The following is a 13,628-nucleotide window of genomic DNA, read 5'->3' on the forward strand; positions in this document are numbered from 1 at the left end:
CTACCAATTAATACGAAAAAACAAATTGGATGTCTCATCCGATGATCGAGGAGATAGAAAGAACCGGCAAGGAGCAGTACAAAAGCTCCATAGCCCGCAAATTCGCATTTCTAGCGATATGTCTAATAGCCCTCATCATCACAACCCTGGTCTCATGCTCTGTCGGTACAGGATACGAGTTCACGAAGACCGCGCAGGTCATTTGGGACCACATTACCGGTGTCACATACGAGATCAGGAGTCCGGATTGGTGGGCCGATTACTACATTTTCAACAATGTCATGCCCGGAGTGATAATGGCATTGATCGCCGGTGCAGGTCTGGCCCTGGCCGGTACCGTCATGCAGAGCATGATGGAGAATCCTCTCGCAGATGCGTATACCACCGGAATCTCTTCGGGAGCATGTCTGGGAGCAGTAGTGGCCATAATCATGGGATTCTCCTACTCCACGGTCGTATCGGGGGCAGGAATAGTCATCAATGCATTCATCGGGTCGCTCATACCGGCGGTCATAGTGATATTGATGGTGCGTTTTGTTGGCAATTCGCCATCGACGATCATCCTCATAGGAACCGCATTGACATTCTTCTTCAACTCATTGGTAACGCTGGTGATGATCACCGCCAGCACAGAGAGTCTTCAGGACGCATACATATGGCAGGTCGGAAGCGTCACCAACGCATCCTGGGCGGATATGCCCCTAATGTTGGTGATGACAGTGGCTTCCGCGATCCTCGTTCAGCTATCGTCCAGTAAGCTCAATATCATGGCTCTGGGAGAGAAGAGCGCCAAGAGTCTCGGATTGGATGTGGTCCAGTTCAGGATGCTGTGCATCATCCTGACATCGGTGCTCATCGCATCGATCATCTCATTCACGGGAATCATAGGTTTCATCGGTCTCGTGGCGCCGCACATGACCCGTTATCTGGTCGGAGGGGACAACAAGTTCGTAGTTCCCGGATCCATCATACTGGGCTCCACGGTTTTGGTCATAGCAGACCTAGTATCGCGTCTTCTCACGGGATTCGGATACATCCCTCTGGGAGTCGTCATGTCGTTCATCGGCGCGCCCGTGTTCCTCTATCTCATCGTCAGACGTAAAGCTCAGAAGGAGGTGTTCTGATGGGCAAGGAGGATTACTACAGATCGATCCGCAGGAAATGGTTCTTCATCATCCTCTGCGCGGTGCTGACCGTAGTTGCCATAGTCCTCTCTCTGTCGATAGGAATGTACGAGCTGAGCTTCGTGGATTGTTATACGATCCTTATCGATCACATCATGGGGAACATAACCGACCCGTACTCTGATGATATCGTCATCAACACGAGGCTGCCCATCTCATTGTTCGCGGTCATCGTAGGTGCCGTACTTGCGCTGGGCGGTGCGGTCATGCAGTCCATGCTCCGCAACCCTCTGGCCGACCCATATACCATGGGAGTCTCGTCAGGTGCACTGTTGGGTGCATCAATCGCGATCGTCCTCGGGAACACGATCATGCCGTTCTTCGGTGAACCATGGGTCAGGATAGTGATGGCATTCGGATTCTCGCTGATCCCGGTGGCGGTAATCCTGCTGTTTTCATTCAGGCGCAGGGTGACGGCCACAAAGATCATCCTTATCGGAATCGCGATGATGTACATCTTCTCAGCTATCGTCCAGTTGCTGATGATAACCGCTTCGGAGGAGACTCTATCCGAGATCTACTCCTGGAGGGTCGGAACCCTGGCGCTCACGGAATGGAGCACCATCCCGATACCTCTAGCCATCAGTCTGGTCTGCGGTGCCATCATATTCTATCATCACAGACGCATCAATGTCATGATGGCCGGTGCCAATTCAGCTCACTCCATGGGAGTGGACCCCAGGAAGACGATCCTGGTGGAGATCACACTGGTATCATTGATGACCGCGGCAGTGGTCTGCTTCACAGGTACCATCGGTTTCGTTGGTCTGGTCGCCCCGCACATCGCGAGGCTGTTCGTCGGTTCCGAGACAAAACATCTTCTTCCCGCTTCGGCGGTATTCGGAGGACTATTCCTCCTGTTGGCGAACTGTATCGCCAGGGTTTCCGGGGAGTTCGCTCTGCCCGTGGGAGTCATCAGCGCCATCATCGGATGCCCGTTGTTCATAATCATACTGATCAGGATGCGCAGGAAGAGCGCTTGGAGATGAGGATAAATGAGGTTAGTAATTGACGGAATAGAATTTGGGTACTCTAGCTTACCTGTGCTCAAGGACATAACGCTGGATGCAAACGGTCCGCAGCTCCTTTCGATCATAGGGCCCAACGGAGTCGGAAAGTCCACGCTGATCCACTGCATCAATAGGATCCTTTCCCCCAACAAGGGTACCGTGATGATCGACGGCGATCTTGTAAATGACATCTCGCTCAAGGATCTCGCAAAGAAAGTCGGTTACGTTCCCTACTCCGCCAACGATACCTTCCCTCTGTCTGTGGTGGACACTGTGCTCATGGGGCGCCATCCTCACGCCACCTACAAGTCAATGGATAAGGATCTGGACATAGTCTATGAGACCCTGAAGCTTCTGGACATAGAGGACCTCGCAATGAGGAACTTCGATGAGCTCTCCGCAGGACAGCACCAGAAGGTCATGCTCGCCAGGGGATTGGTCCAGGAGCCCGAGATCCTGCTGTTGGACGAGCCGACCTCGAACCTGGACATCAAGCACCAGATGGAGGTCACACGTATCCTCAGGGATCTTTCCCAGAAGAAGGGCATCCTGGTCATAATGATCAGTCACGACCTCAACATCGCTGCCAAGTATTCCGATACGATGATCATGCTCTATGGCGGTTCCATATATGCGATAGGGACGCCTTCAGAAGTCATCACGAAGGAGAACATCAAGGCAGTCTATGACGTGGATTCAGAAATCATCGACAGTCACGGAAGGCCGCATCTCATAATGTTAGATGACGAGTTCGATGCCGAGTCGGCCTCTCTTGCTGCGGATACTTATGCCGTAAAGGAAAGAAGGGCAATCTGACACCCAGTACGAATTGGATGGTTAGTACAATTTAAGTACATCCATCTCACTTCACCGGATGGATATCTTATCCAAGAGGATATTATGGAAAAGAAGACAATGACAATCGTCGCTGTCGTTGCTGTTGTGATCATCATCGCAGCAGCAGCTTGCGTCTTCCTCCTCCCTGCAAAGAACTACAACGCGCAGGAACTGGCAGAGAAGTTCGTCAAGGACTACGACGGAGAGTTCGGAGATTTCGAAGTCGCAATCGGCGGAACAAAAGACCTTGCAATTCTGTCCTACACAACCAACACAGTGATCCCTTCAACCGGAGAAGTTCTGGACAAGACCAGGTCGAGCAACATCAAAGTCATCCACTTCGAGACCAAAGATGCAGCTACCGCAGCATACGACAACTACATCAAAATTCATGACGCACCTTACGAGTCCACCAACGGATCCAGCGGAGAAACCATCTATTCCCAGCTGACTCCTGTCGGAATGGCAAAGGATTTCGTCACAGTTCTCAACGGAACGAAGAACATCGAGCTCCACTCGATCGACGGAGTTTCTGTAAAGAACGTCAAGGCCAGCGATTACGGATGCGATCAGATCTACGTCCTCTACGGAGCGTACCACCCTACAAAGACAACCATTGCAGCATTCACATTGGCAATGGGAGTCATCCAGGATGGAAACAACCTGATCGTCTTCAACCAGTCTACTTCTGACAAGTTCGGACTGTACCTGAACAAAGCGATTTACGACGAGGATATCGTTGGAATCCTTTCTAAGATCACACAGGCTGACTACGAGAAGGAACTGACAAAGCTCATCAAGGCTTTCTGATAAACTAAAAACGTAGGGGGTTATCCCCCTACTAATTTATTGTTTCTTTTCAAAACCAAGCGAATCCAGCCAATTGTAGATTTCCGATTCGCTGAAACCAGTTGAGAAGCAGGCCCCCTTCAGCATGTTGCAGTCGGGTTCCGCATTCCATACGCTCAACCTGGCGGCAGCAACTCCTGCAGACCATGAAGTTGCGAAGATTGCTACGTTCTTTCCACTCAGATCGTAAATGTCGAGGAAAGTGTCGATGATGTTAGGTTCTTGGTGATACCAGATTGGGAATCCTAAAACGATCGTGGAATAGCTGGAAAGGTCTATCGGGGCCCCCTCGATCGCAGGTCTTATCGAATGATCGGCATGTTCATTGTTTACACGGCTGCCCTCAACATCACGCTGGAGGTCTTCATTAGTATACGGCACCTCGGGGATTATACGGTATGCATCTGCATTGAGATAATCCATGATCTTCTCTGCCACTCCAGCTGTTGTTTCAGTCGCTGAGAAGTAGATCACAATGACCTTCTCATTGAGGTCCGGGAATTCCTTTTCCGGTTCCGGATCGGGATCCTTCTGTTCAGAGCCCCACGGGTTCAGAATCAGCAAAGCTCCTACGGATACCATTGCGATGACCGCAATGGCTACGATAGCTATCGTTTTGTTATCCATATTATCAAACGAATAACCGATTTATAGGATATAACATCCAACAATGTATTTCAAGACACAATGTTGTGCTTTGAACTTTTTAAGATAATTTTGTTCAGAGATAGACATAAAATACTGTAGTACAATATCCCTCAGCATGGCAAAAGGCGAGATGAAAGAGAGTCTTGCGGAGAAGACCAGGGTTTACATCGACGCGCACCCCAGCATCAAGGATTGCGTCGCCAAGGGATTGATCAACTATTCCTCCCTGGCCAGGATGATCATGAAGGACATAGATGTCGATAACGAGGAGGCTGTCATGATCGCATGCCGCCGTTACGCATCGAAGCTCAACGTCACCACCGACCACGAGCTGAACATCCTCAGGGTCCTGAAGGACAGCAGGCTCGAGATGAGGACAAAGACATGCATCGTCACAGCGAAGAACGACTGGTCCGTCCTGCACAAGATGGACAACCTGTTCAAGGACCTTTGGAACGAGAACTCCATCATGCAGTGCGTCCAGTCCGCATCCGCGGTCACCATCATCGCTGACAGGAACCTCAAGGACAGGATCACGGACACCGTTGGAAGGTTCAACATCATCAAGATCAGGGAGAACCTCGTGGAGATCGCCGTCAAGTCACCGGAGAAGATCGTGGACACAAGCGGAGTCATCGCATATCTGATCACCAATCTCTCCGACGCAGGCATCAATATCGAGGAGACGGTCAGCTGCCACACCGACACCATCTTCATCGTCGACGAGAGCAACATGATCAATGCCTATTCCGTTCTTACCAAGTGCATTCAGTCCGCCGAGGCCACGGTCAAGGATTGATCGTCTTGTCCGAAGGAACCCGTCTCAACAAGTACATCAGCGAGGCTGGTGTTGCCTCCCGCCGTGCGGCCGACAGGCTGATCGAGGGAGGCAAGGTCACCATCAACGGCAAGCCTGCCGTTGTGGGGGACAGGGTCTACGAGGACGACATAGTCGCAGTCAACGGGAAGAGGATAGAGAAAGAGGGAGAGGACATCATCCTGGTGTTCAACAAGCCCAAGGGGATAACCTGCACCTCCAATCCGGAAGACAAGGACAACGTGATAGATTACATCGGCTATCCGAAGAGGATATACTCCATAGGTAGGCTGGACAAGGACTCGCAGGGCCTTTTGCTAATGACCAACAACGGCGAGCTTGCCAACCAGATCATGCGCTCCAGAGGGGAGCACGAGAAGGAGTACATCGTCACGGTGGACAAACCGGTCACCAAGGCATTCATCAAGGGCATGTCCAACGGGGTGCCCATCCTGGAGGACAGGATCACGAAGAAGTGCTTCGTAGAGATGACCGGGGAGAATGAGTTCAGGATCATTTTGAAACAGGGATTGAACAGGCAGATCCGCAGGATGTGCGAGTACTTCGGCTATGATGTCGTCAAACTGGTCAGGATCAGGGTAATGAACGTGGAGCTGGGAAAGCTGAAGGAGGGCCGTTACAGGGACATCTCCAAGCAGGAGCGCGAGGAGCTCTACAGACAGTTGGGGTTATGATATGCTCAGAAGCGAGAGAATGGCATTCATGGACGGGCCGATCCTCGATCTTTACAAGACCGCATTCTCCGATGCGGAGAGGGTCCCTCTGGAGAACATACACCGTGCGATGGGGAAGGGGGCCTTCCTCGACGCCTACAGCGATGAGGGCAGGTTCATCGGATTCATTTTCGGTTTCATCGACGGGGACAAGCTGTTCTTCATCTATTTCGCAACAGTTCCCGAGGTACGCGGACAGGGATACGGAGCACAGATCCTCAAGGATTTCCGTCAGAGGTATCAGGACAAGAGGTCGTTCCTGGTGACGGAACCCAAGGACAGCGGGGCCGAGGATTACATCATGAGGGTAAGGCGCCAGAACTACTACATCCGCAACGGCTGCACCGAGACCGGTATCAAGCTCCTCTCGGACGATGTCTGGTTCGACGCCATGTTCATCCAGGGAACGCTCAGCGAAGAGGAGATGGTCAAGGTCGTGACCCTCTACGAGGACATCCACAACGGAAGGGCCTGACCTATAATTCCTGGGCATAGTATCATTAACCCCCATCAGGATTCCGCACGCATGGCATTCGATGGAAGGGCAAGCATCGTCGAGATAGACGACGAGGAGAAGAATGTAATCTTCGATATCTACAGGTTCAAGAAGATCACCGGCACCAAGGTCGGTCCGATACTTGGAATGAGCGAGTTCTCCACACCCTTCAAGGTGGCCTGCGAATTGGCCGGCCTCTATCCCGGAGACAAGCCGAACAAGTACATCGATGCCGGCAACATCCTGGAACCGGTCCTCAGGGATTATCTCGCGGCCAAGCCGTCGCTCATGAGGGAGGCGTTGGGCCTCTCGGAGGAACAGAAGGTCGGAGTCGAGGAACCCGTTCCCAAGGAGCAATGCGGCTACGATCACTTCCATAACGAGAAGGTCTTCGGCGGGCTTGTAGACGGATACATACAGGTCGACGGCGTCAGGGACACAATACTGGAGATCAAGACCTCCCACGATATGGAGAAGTGGAAGGACGATCAGGGAGGTTACTCCAATATCCCGATGACCTACATGCTGCAGGCTTCCCTCTATGCCGAGCTCTCCAATCTGGACAGGATCCTTTTCCTGGTTGGATTCCTTGAAGAGAAGGACTACGATCGTCCCAAGCAGTGGGTTCCCAATCCGGACAACACGAAGGTCATATGCGTCCCCAAACTCGATATGACCGACTACATGAAGCAGTGCGAGGATTGGTACAACGAGTACATCAAGGGCGGATACACCCCGGAGTGGACAGACAAGGATGAAGAAGTTCTGAAGTACCTCAAGGCCTACAAGCCCAGAAGATGATCCCTCAGACGAAGATGTAATAGGTCGGGATCAGCACCGCCAGCATCGTTATGTTCACGATGAGGAAGACCTTCAGATAGTTCCTTACAGAGGAATCCTTCTCCTGGAGATACAGCTTCAGGGTAATGATGCTGGCCATGGATGCTATGGGGGTTCCGAATCCTCCTATATCCGCACCTATCAGAACCGCCGCCCAATCGTCGGTGAACGGCTGAAGCAGAATGGTAGAAGGCACATTGCTTGTGAACTGCGACGTTATGACGGTCGTCAACATGGGATCCCAGTCCATGAGCCCTGTCAGCAGAGAATGCACGTATTCCATGTTGGTGAGTCCGCTGGCGAAGACGAACAGGAAGAAGAAGATCAGCAGGATGCTGTAATTGACTTTCTTGAAGATCCCGGGCATCATGATCAGGAATGCTACGATTATGATCAGCACGGTGACGTAGAACGGGATAAAGTCGATGACCGTGATTATCGCCAGGATGAACAGCGCCAGGATGATGAACACCGTGGTCTTGTTCTTGATGTTGATTTCCTGATCCATTCCGAATTTCAGAGGTTTGTTCCTCATCATCAGCGTCATCGCCAGAAACATCACAGTACCCATTGCGACTATGGGGATGAGAACCATTTCATAATCCCAAAGCGTGAAGCCGTAGGCGTCTTTCAGATTGAAGATGTAAAGGTTGTGGGGATTCCCGAACGGGGTGAGGAAGCTGCCCACGTTGGCCGCCACAGTCTGGAGGACCAGTACTCCGATGGTGGCCCTCTTCATATCAGCCATGCTGAGGATCGCTATGGCCAACGGGACGAATGTGAGCAACGCCACGTCGTTCGAGAACAGCATTGCGCAGAAGAAGGGCATCAGGATCAGGGCGATACAGAGCATCCTCGTGGATTTCACGTCACTGAGCATCTTCTGTGCCAATTTGTTCAGGACGTTGCATTCCTTCAGCCCCGCAACGATCAGCAGGAACATCAGAAGGGTGCAGATCGTCTCGACTATCCTCATGTAGTCATAGGTCAGAACGGTGTCAAACGGAACTATCAACAGAGAGATGAACGCTAGGGCCGCGGATATCATGAGAAGGTAGTCCTTCTTGACGAAGCTTATGATATCCATGAGACGGGAACGCAGGCCAGCGGTTATAACATTGTCGATGGCAGAGTCGTACGTGTTTAGCAGATGGAAGAGGATGGCCAATGCGATGGTAGGGGGTTGCCCTTTTTAATGTAAAAAGAATACGCCTTTTCAAGCAAGGCAAGAATGGAGGCTTTTCTTGGACGCTATCATTGTCACAACGGCCATTTTGACACTGCTCGCAGGTATCGGTGTTTTCCTAACCGCGTGCATGATGCTCAGTTCGAATCTCGAGTCGCTGAGCAGTGGCAAGCTCAAGAATATGTTCACCAAGGCCTCCAAGAGCAAGCTTTACGGAGTAGGGATCGGTACCGTTGGTACGGCTGCCATCCAGAGCTCCGGAGCCATGACCGTCATGGTCATCGGATTCGTAAACGCGGGGATTATGACCCTGCCGCTTGCTGCCACTATCATCTACGGAGCGAACATCGGTACCACCATAACGGCTCAGATCGCCGCCATGGGAATGTTCGGCGGGGAGACGATCTCCCTTGCAGTCATCTTCTCTGCGATAGCAGGTATCGGAGCGTTCGCATACTCGTTCTCTAAGAAAGAGTCTACTAAGATCTGGGCAGGGGTTCTGACCGGTTTCGGTCTGCTGTTCGTCGGTTTGACCATGATGGCAACATCCATGGAGGAGTTCTCGCAGCTCCCCGAGGTAGTCGATTTCCTTGCCGGCATCGAGAACATCTTCGTCTTGCTTCTGATCGGAATTCTCCTGACTGCACTGGTCCAGAGTTCGTCGGTTGTCACCACTCTGGCCATCACCATGGTCGTCACCGGTCTGATCGACCTCGAGCAGGGAATCTACCTGACCCTCGGATCGAATATCGGTTCTTGTGTCGTGGCGATGATCGCCGGATTCTCCGGCGGATTGAACGCGAAGCGTACTGCGGCGATCCACCTTCTGTTCAACGTGTTCGGAGTGGTCATCTTCGTCATATTGGGCATGGTCATCGGATTGTTCGGATACGGTTATGCAGGAATCTTCGAGTCCCTGTTCCCCGGAGTGCCGTCCACCCAGCTGGCCATGTTCCATACGGTGTTCAACGTGATCACAGTGGTCATCATGCTGCCGCTGACCAATGCGCTCATCAGGCTCGTCATGAGGATTGTTCCCGAGAAGATCGGTGGCGAGAAGGTCGAAACGGAATTCGTACCCCGCCTGCACTACTTGAACGCGTACATGCTCAGGAATCCCCCAATCGCAGTCCAGCAGGTCAAGAAGGAGGTCCTGAACATGTCCTCCATCGCCATGGAGAACTACCGTTTTGCATGCCACATGATCCGCACGATGGACTTCGATAACGTTGAGAAGTTCTGCCAGAATGAATAGGAGCTCAATTTCCTCAACAAGGAGATCGCCAGATTCCTCGTCAAACTGTCCGAGAACAGGCTGAACGAGAGGGATCAGATCTACATCTCCACAGTGTATCACACCATATCCGACCTCGAGCGTATCGGAGATTATTCCAAGAACATCATGGAGTACGCCCAGAAGATGAAGGATATGAACGTTTCATTCTCGGAGACCGCACTCGAGGAGACCATGAACGTGGAGGCCCTCATCGATCAGCTGTATGACAAGATCGAGATGGCCTACACAGAGACCAACGAGATCGCCCTCGAAGCCGCCTATGACATCGAGGAGCACATCGACATCGTCACTGCGGAGATGGCCGAGAACCATGTCAAGAGGCTCAATGAGGGGATATGCACTCTGGATGTCGGTTCGGAGTTCCTTGCGATGACCTCAGATTCAGAGAGGGTTGCGGACCATCTTATCAACATGGGAAAGGTCATCAGGCTGTATGCCTGATTAGACGTATGGCGTATTGATGCGCTTGCCGTTCTTCACACGACCGTAGAACATCTCCACCATCTCGCAGTCGTCCGGCGTCAGGTCTCCGAGCTTGTAATTGAACCTGCTTTTGGGGACATTGAAAGTCCTATCCGTCCTGACCGTCGAGGTCTTGTCCAGCATGACCTCGTACGGATTCACCAGCTTGATGTCTGTCTCCGGATGATGGCCGTGGGATGTGACCATGAAGACCGTGTACGCATCGCCCTTCTTCGCCAGGACGATGACCGGACGGTTCTTCGCGCCGGACATGTTATCGAAATCGACCTTGGCGTTCCACACCTCCATAGCCTTCGGGTCGGAGGTGTCCTGCTTGAGCTTCATCCTATCACGCGAGGAAGCTGTAGTAGATGGCGCTCAGGATGAACGCCAGGAGTCCGAACAGCATACCGATCTTGGCCTTCTTCTCCGCTGCGTGGGGGTCCGAGAACACCTTGTATGCGCAGTAGAAGAACGCGATGTCCGCGAGGATAACGCTGTAGTACAGGTAGTTGGCCGGATCGAGGTAGATCGGATACCAGCTGAGGATTGGACCAGCTAGGTAGAAAAGCGAAGCGACTATCGATGCGTTCCTGACTCCGATGCTCATGGGGAGGGTCTTCCTTCCGATATCGGATTCCATGTCCTCGATGTCCTTGGAGATCTCCCTTCCTACCGAGACCAGGGTCGCCATTCCCGCAACTGCGATGTTGGATGTGTAGTCGCCGACGAGGGCTCCTGCGAGAAGGAAGACCATTCCGGTCATCACGGCGATGGTCAGGTTCCCTATGAATCCCCTCTGCTTGAGGAAGAGCTCGTAGGAGGCCATCAGGATGACCGCTATGATGACGATGGCGATGCTCGGGATATCCACAGTAAGGAGCGACAGCACTGCTGATAGGACCAGCATAACGATTCCGATGTTCCTGGCCTGTATCGGTGTGAGCTCACCTGACGGCACCGGGCGGTCAGGATGCGCTGTCTTGTCAATCTCTACATCGATGAAGTCGTTGAGTGAGTTTCCTCCAGCTATGAATGTGAACACCACAGCGAAACCTATGACGAGGTTCTGCCAGTAATCGATCATACCTGTACCGGCAGCCATGAATGCCGCGATGAGGATCGCGAACGAGCCGATCAGTGTGTTGCCGAGCCTGAACAGCCGAAGGTACTTGTTCATGCTACAGCAATCATCGAAGGGCTATAAATTCGATTGGTGGAGATAAATCGTCATCCGACGGACATACCTTTATCTCTAAGTCATTTATACCGTTAAGCATCAGGTGTATGGCACATGGGCATCGAAGACCTTTTTCAGATCTCGAGCAACGATATCGTTGCCCTTGTGCTGGTCTACGCACTGATTGTAGCCGTATTGGCCGTCGCTCTTCTCACCCAGAAGAAGACCGGAGACAAGTACGACATACGCAAGATCATCCACATCGGAATCGGTAATTTCGTGTTCATCTGGTGGATGTTCGAGAACGCTTGGGTGATGGAGGCATTCTTCGCAGTGCCCTTCGCGATCATTCTCTTCTTCGCGATGCTCAAGAATAATGCGATTTCTAACTCCGCTCTCGGAGACATATCGAAGAACAAAGGCCACACACCTGGATTGTTCTTGTATGTGGTCAGCATCGTCATCCTCGTCGCATTATGCTTCAACGAGCATTGGACCGCAGCGTCCATAGGCATAGTGGCGATGACCTGGGGAGACGGATTCGGAAGCATCATAGGTAAGAAGTACGGAAAGCACAAGACCGTCAACGGCAAATCGCTGGAGGGAACGCTCGCAGTCCTGCTCGTCACGGCCATCGTTTCCATGGTCCTGATCGTTTTCCTGGGCTTCATGCCTCTGCCAGATCCGACCGGAATAAAGCTAGCGGCATCGATCCCCATGTGGGCGTGCTGTCTGATAGCAGGCGCCGTCGTATCGATCACAGAGACTTTCACTCCCGGATGGGTGGACAACATCGTCAACTGCATGGCCGTCACGGCCGTCATGATTCTGTTGGGATTGTGATCGGATGACATGGTTCGTTGTTGACGGTATGGATGGGTCCGGAAAGACCACCTCTTCCGATTTCATAAGGGAGCAGCTGGTGTCGGAGGGACGTAAGGTCCTGGAGATTACCCATCCCAACAGTGAGACGTCATACGGGCGCACAGCATCCAAGTACCTTCTCAAGGACAGCAAGGTCGCCGTTCTGATCTCCACCACATACTACATCTTCGATGTGCTGCATTCGCTCAGATTCAAGAGGAAGCATGGAAAGGAGTACGATGACATAATCTTCGTCAGGTACAGCCTCGCCGCTGCTTATCTGCCCGAATTCCTTTGCAGACCAATCTACAAGGTCATAGAGATGATCCTTCCCGTTCCCGAGGTGAAGATCTATGTGGACATAGAGCCCAAGATCGCTCTCCAGAGGATCTACGAGAGGGGCGAGGAGATTGAGACCTTCGAGACCGAGGAGAAGCTGGAGAAGACACGCCACAGGATGTCCCTCATAACCGACAGTTGGATCAAGATCGACAACTCCGGGACACCTGAGCAGACCAAGGAACAGACGATGAAGGTTCTGAAGGAGGTCCGTAAGAATGCATGATCCGACGCATCGCTTCGAGGGAACAATATCTCCCAAGACCGAGAAGATAGCGAAGGTCATCTCCACCATAGGCCAGCCGCCATTCCTGGCCATAATCCCGTTCATCGCCATATGCATGTCCTATTCAGAGGATTCAACGACAGGCATCCTAGCATCAATCGCTTCAGTTCTCTCGGCCGTGGTCATCCCGATCTCGGTCATAGTGTTCTTCTCGAAGAAGTACGGCAATGCGGACAAGCTCGATGTGGAGAGGAAGGAGGACAGGATGTGGCCTCTGATCGCGGGAATAATCGGCTATTCGATAGGCGTCGTTCTGCTATACTTGCTGGGGGCGCCATGGCTCGCCACCGTGCTCATGATCTGTTACGTTCTAGTCACTCTTGCGATAGCATTCATCACCCCGTTCTGGAAGATCAGCGTGCATGCATGCGGTGTCATCGGACCATCCATGGGATTGGCCGCAGCATTCTGGCCTTACGGGGCGTTGTACATACTCCTTCTGCCCCCGATCATGTGGAGCCGTTACTTCCTGAAGAAGCACACTCCTCTCCAATTGGTGGGCGGAGCGCTTGTGGGATTCGTCATAACGTATCTCATTTTCTTCCTGTTGCTCTGAATCAAGGGCATCATTCTAGTGGGCAACAATGACCATTATCTTG

General features: G+C 52.2%; 16 protein-coding genes and 1 pseudogene. 13 read left to right on the forward strand and 4 right to left on the reverse strand.

From position 1 onward, the window contains the following. The first annotated feature begins 41 nt into the window (after window positions 1–41). From PED39_05930 to PED39_05945, 4 genes are all read left to right on the forward strand, one after another. Window positions 42–1,124 (forward strand): iron ABC transporter permease, encoded by a 1,083-nt coding sequence (locus PED39_05930; GenBank protein ID WII07129.1) that lies wholly within the window; start codon window positions 42–44, stop codon window positions 1,122–1,124. After that, window positions 1,124–2,173: an iron ABC transporter permease gene (locus PED39_05935; protein ID WII07130.1), complete on the forward strand. Its 1,050-nt coding sequence runs from the start codon at window positions 1,124–1,126 to the stop codon at window positions 2,171–2,173. Before PED39_05930 ends, PED39_05935 begins: the two co-directional genes overlap by 1 nt. A gap of 6 nt (window positions 2,174–2,179) precedes the next feature. Further along, window positions 2,180–3,010, forward strand: coding sequence for an ABC transporter ATP-binding protein (locus PED39_05940; GenBank protein ID WII07131.1), 831 nt, complete (start codon window positions 2,180–2,182; stop codon window positions 3,008–3,010). An 84-nt stretch (window positions 3,011–3,094) separates the two neighbouring features. Further along, window positions 3,095–3,841, forward strand: a complete 747-nt coding sequence (locus tag PED39_05945; GenBank protein ID WII07132.1) for a hypothetical protein — start codon at window positions 3,095–3,097, stop codon at window positions 3,839–3,841. Between the two features lie 36 nt (window positions 3,842–3,877). Here the strand turns inward: PED39_05945 and PED39_05950 are convergent, their stop codons facing one another. Further along, a complete protein-coding gene (locus PED39_05950) occupies window positions 3,878–4,507 on the reverse strand; it encodes a flavodoxin (GenBank protein WII07133.1) in 630 nt (209 codons plus the stop codon). A gap of 136 nt (window positions 4,508–4,643) precedes the next feature. Here PED39_05950 and PED39_05955 point away from each other — a divergent pair, with 136 nt between their 5' ends. Genes PED39_05955 through PED39_05970 form a run of 4 tightly spaced genes read left to right on the forward strand, consistent with a single transcriptional unit; the run spans window position 4,644 to window position 7,376 of the window. After that, on the forward strand, window positions 4,644–5,327 hold the full coding sequence (locus PED39_05955; GenBank protein WII07134.1) for an ACT domain-containing protein: 684 nt from the start codon (window positions 4,644–4,646) through the stop codon (window positions 5,325–5,327). After that, window positions 5,324–6,040 carry a pseudouridine synthase gene (locus PED39_05960; GenBank protein WII07135.1) on the forward strand — a complete coding sequence of 239 codons (717 nt, stop codon included), beginning with the start codon at window positions 5,324–5,326 and terminating at the stop codon, window positions 6,038–6,040. The genes PED39_05955 and PED39_05960 overlap by 4 nt, the downstream gene beginning before the upstream one ends. Window position 6,041: 1 nt before the next feature. Continuing rightward, a complete protein-coding gene (locus tag PED39_05965) occupies window positions 6,042–6,554 on the forward strand; it encodes a GNAT family N-acetyltransferase (protein WII07136.1) in 513 nt (170 codons plus the stop codon). A gap of 51 nt (window positions 6,555–6,605) precedes the next feature. After that, window positions 6,606–7,376: a YqaJ viral recombinase family protein gene (locus PED39_05970; GenBank protein WII07137.1), complete on the forward strand. Its 771-nt coding sequence runs from the start codon at window positions 6,606–6,608 to the stop codon at window positions 7,374–7,376. A 4-nt stretch (window positions 7,377–7,380) separates the two neighbouring features. Here PED39_05970 and PED39_05975 read toward each other — a convergent pair whose 3' ends face one another. Next, complete coding sequence (locus PED39_05975) at window positions 7,381–8,502, reverse strand: SLC13 family permease (GenBank protein WII07138.1); 1,122 nt, start codon at window positions 8,500–8,502, stop codon at window positions 7,381–7,383. Window positions 8,503–8,659: 157 nt separating this feature from the next. Between PED39_05975 and PED39_05980 the strand changes: the two genes are divergently transcribed. Together PED39_05980 and PED39_05985 are read left to right on the forward strand one after the other, a co-directional pair. Next, a complete protein-coding gene (locus tag PED39_05980) occupies window positions 8,660–9,856 on the forward strand; it encodes a Na/Pi symporter (protein ID WII07139.1) in 1,197 nt (398 codons plus the stop codon). 18 nt (window positions 9,857–9,874) lie between these two features. Next, window positions 9,875–10,339 (forward strand): annotated as a pseudogene (locus tag PED39_05985) (hypothetical protein). On the opposite strand, the gene PED39_05990 reads toward PED39_05985, so the two are convergent. Continuing rightward, the gene (locus PED39_05990) at window positions 10,340–10,705 is read right to left on the reverse strand and encodes a type II toxin-antitoxin system PemK/MazF family toxin (GenBank protein ID WII07140.1); all 366 of its coding nucleotides are present in this window, start codon (window positions 10,703–10,705) and stop codon (window positions 10,340–10,342) included. Between the two features lie 4 nt (window positions 10,706–10,709). Continuing rightward, window positions 10,710–11,540, reverse strand: a complete 831-nt coding sequence (locus PED39_05995) for a geranylgeranylglycerol-phosphate geranylgeranyltransferase (GenBank protein WII07141.1) — start codon at window positions 11,538–11,540, stop codon at window positions 10,710–10,712. A gap of 114 nt (window positions 11,541–11,654) precedes the next feature. Here PED39_05995 and PED39_06000 point away from each other — a divergent pair, with 114 nt between their 5' ends. Genes PED39_06000 through PED39_06010 form a run of 3 tightly spaced genes read left to right on the forward strand, consistent with a single transcriptional unit; the run spans window position 11,655 to window position 13,585 of the window. Beyond that, window positions 11,655–12,383, forward strand: coding sequence for a hypothetical protein (locus PED39_06000; GenBank protein WII07142.1), 729 nt, complete (start codon window positions 11,655–11,657; stop codon window positions 12,381–12,383). A 4-nt stretch (window positions 12,384–12,387) separates the two neighbouring features. Next, a complete protein-coding gene (locus PED39_06005; GenBank protein WII07143.1) occupies window positions 12,388–12,969 on the forward strand; it encodes a deoxynucleoside kinase in 582 nt (193 codons plus the stop codon). Further along, window positions 12,962–13,585 (forward strand): hypothetical protein, encoded by a 624-nt coding sequence (locus PED39_06010; protein ID WII07144.1) that lies wholly within the window; start codon window positions 12,962–12,964, stop codon window positions 13,583–13,585. The genes PED39_06005 and PED39_06010 overlap by 8 nt, the downstream gene beginning before the upstream one ends. The last annotated feature ends 43 nt before the right edge of the window (window positions 13,586–13,628 follow it).

Source organism: Methanomassiliicoccales archaeon LGM-RCC1 (assembly GCA_030168575.1).
Taxonomy (GTDB): domain Archaea; phylum Thermoplasmatota; class Thermoplasmata; order Methanomassiliicoccales; family Methanomethylophilaceae; genus Methanoprimaticola.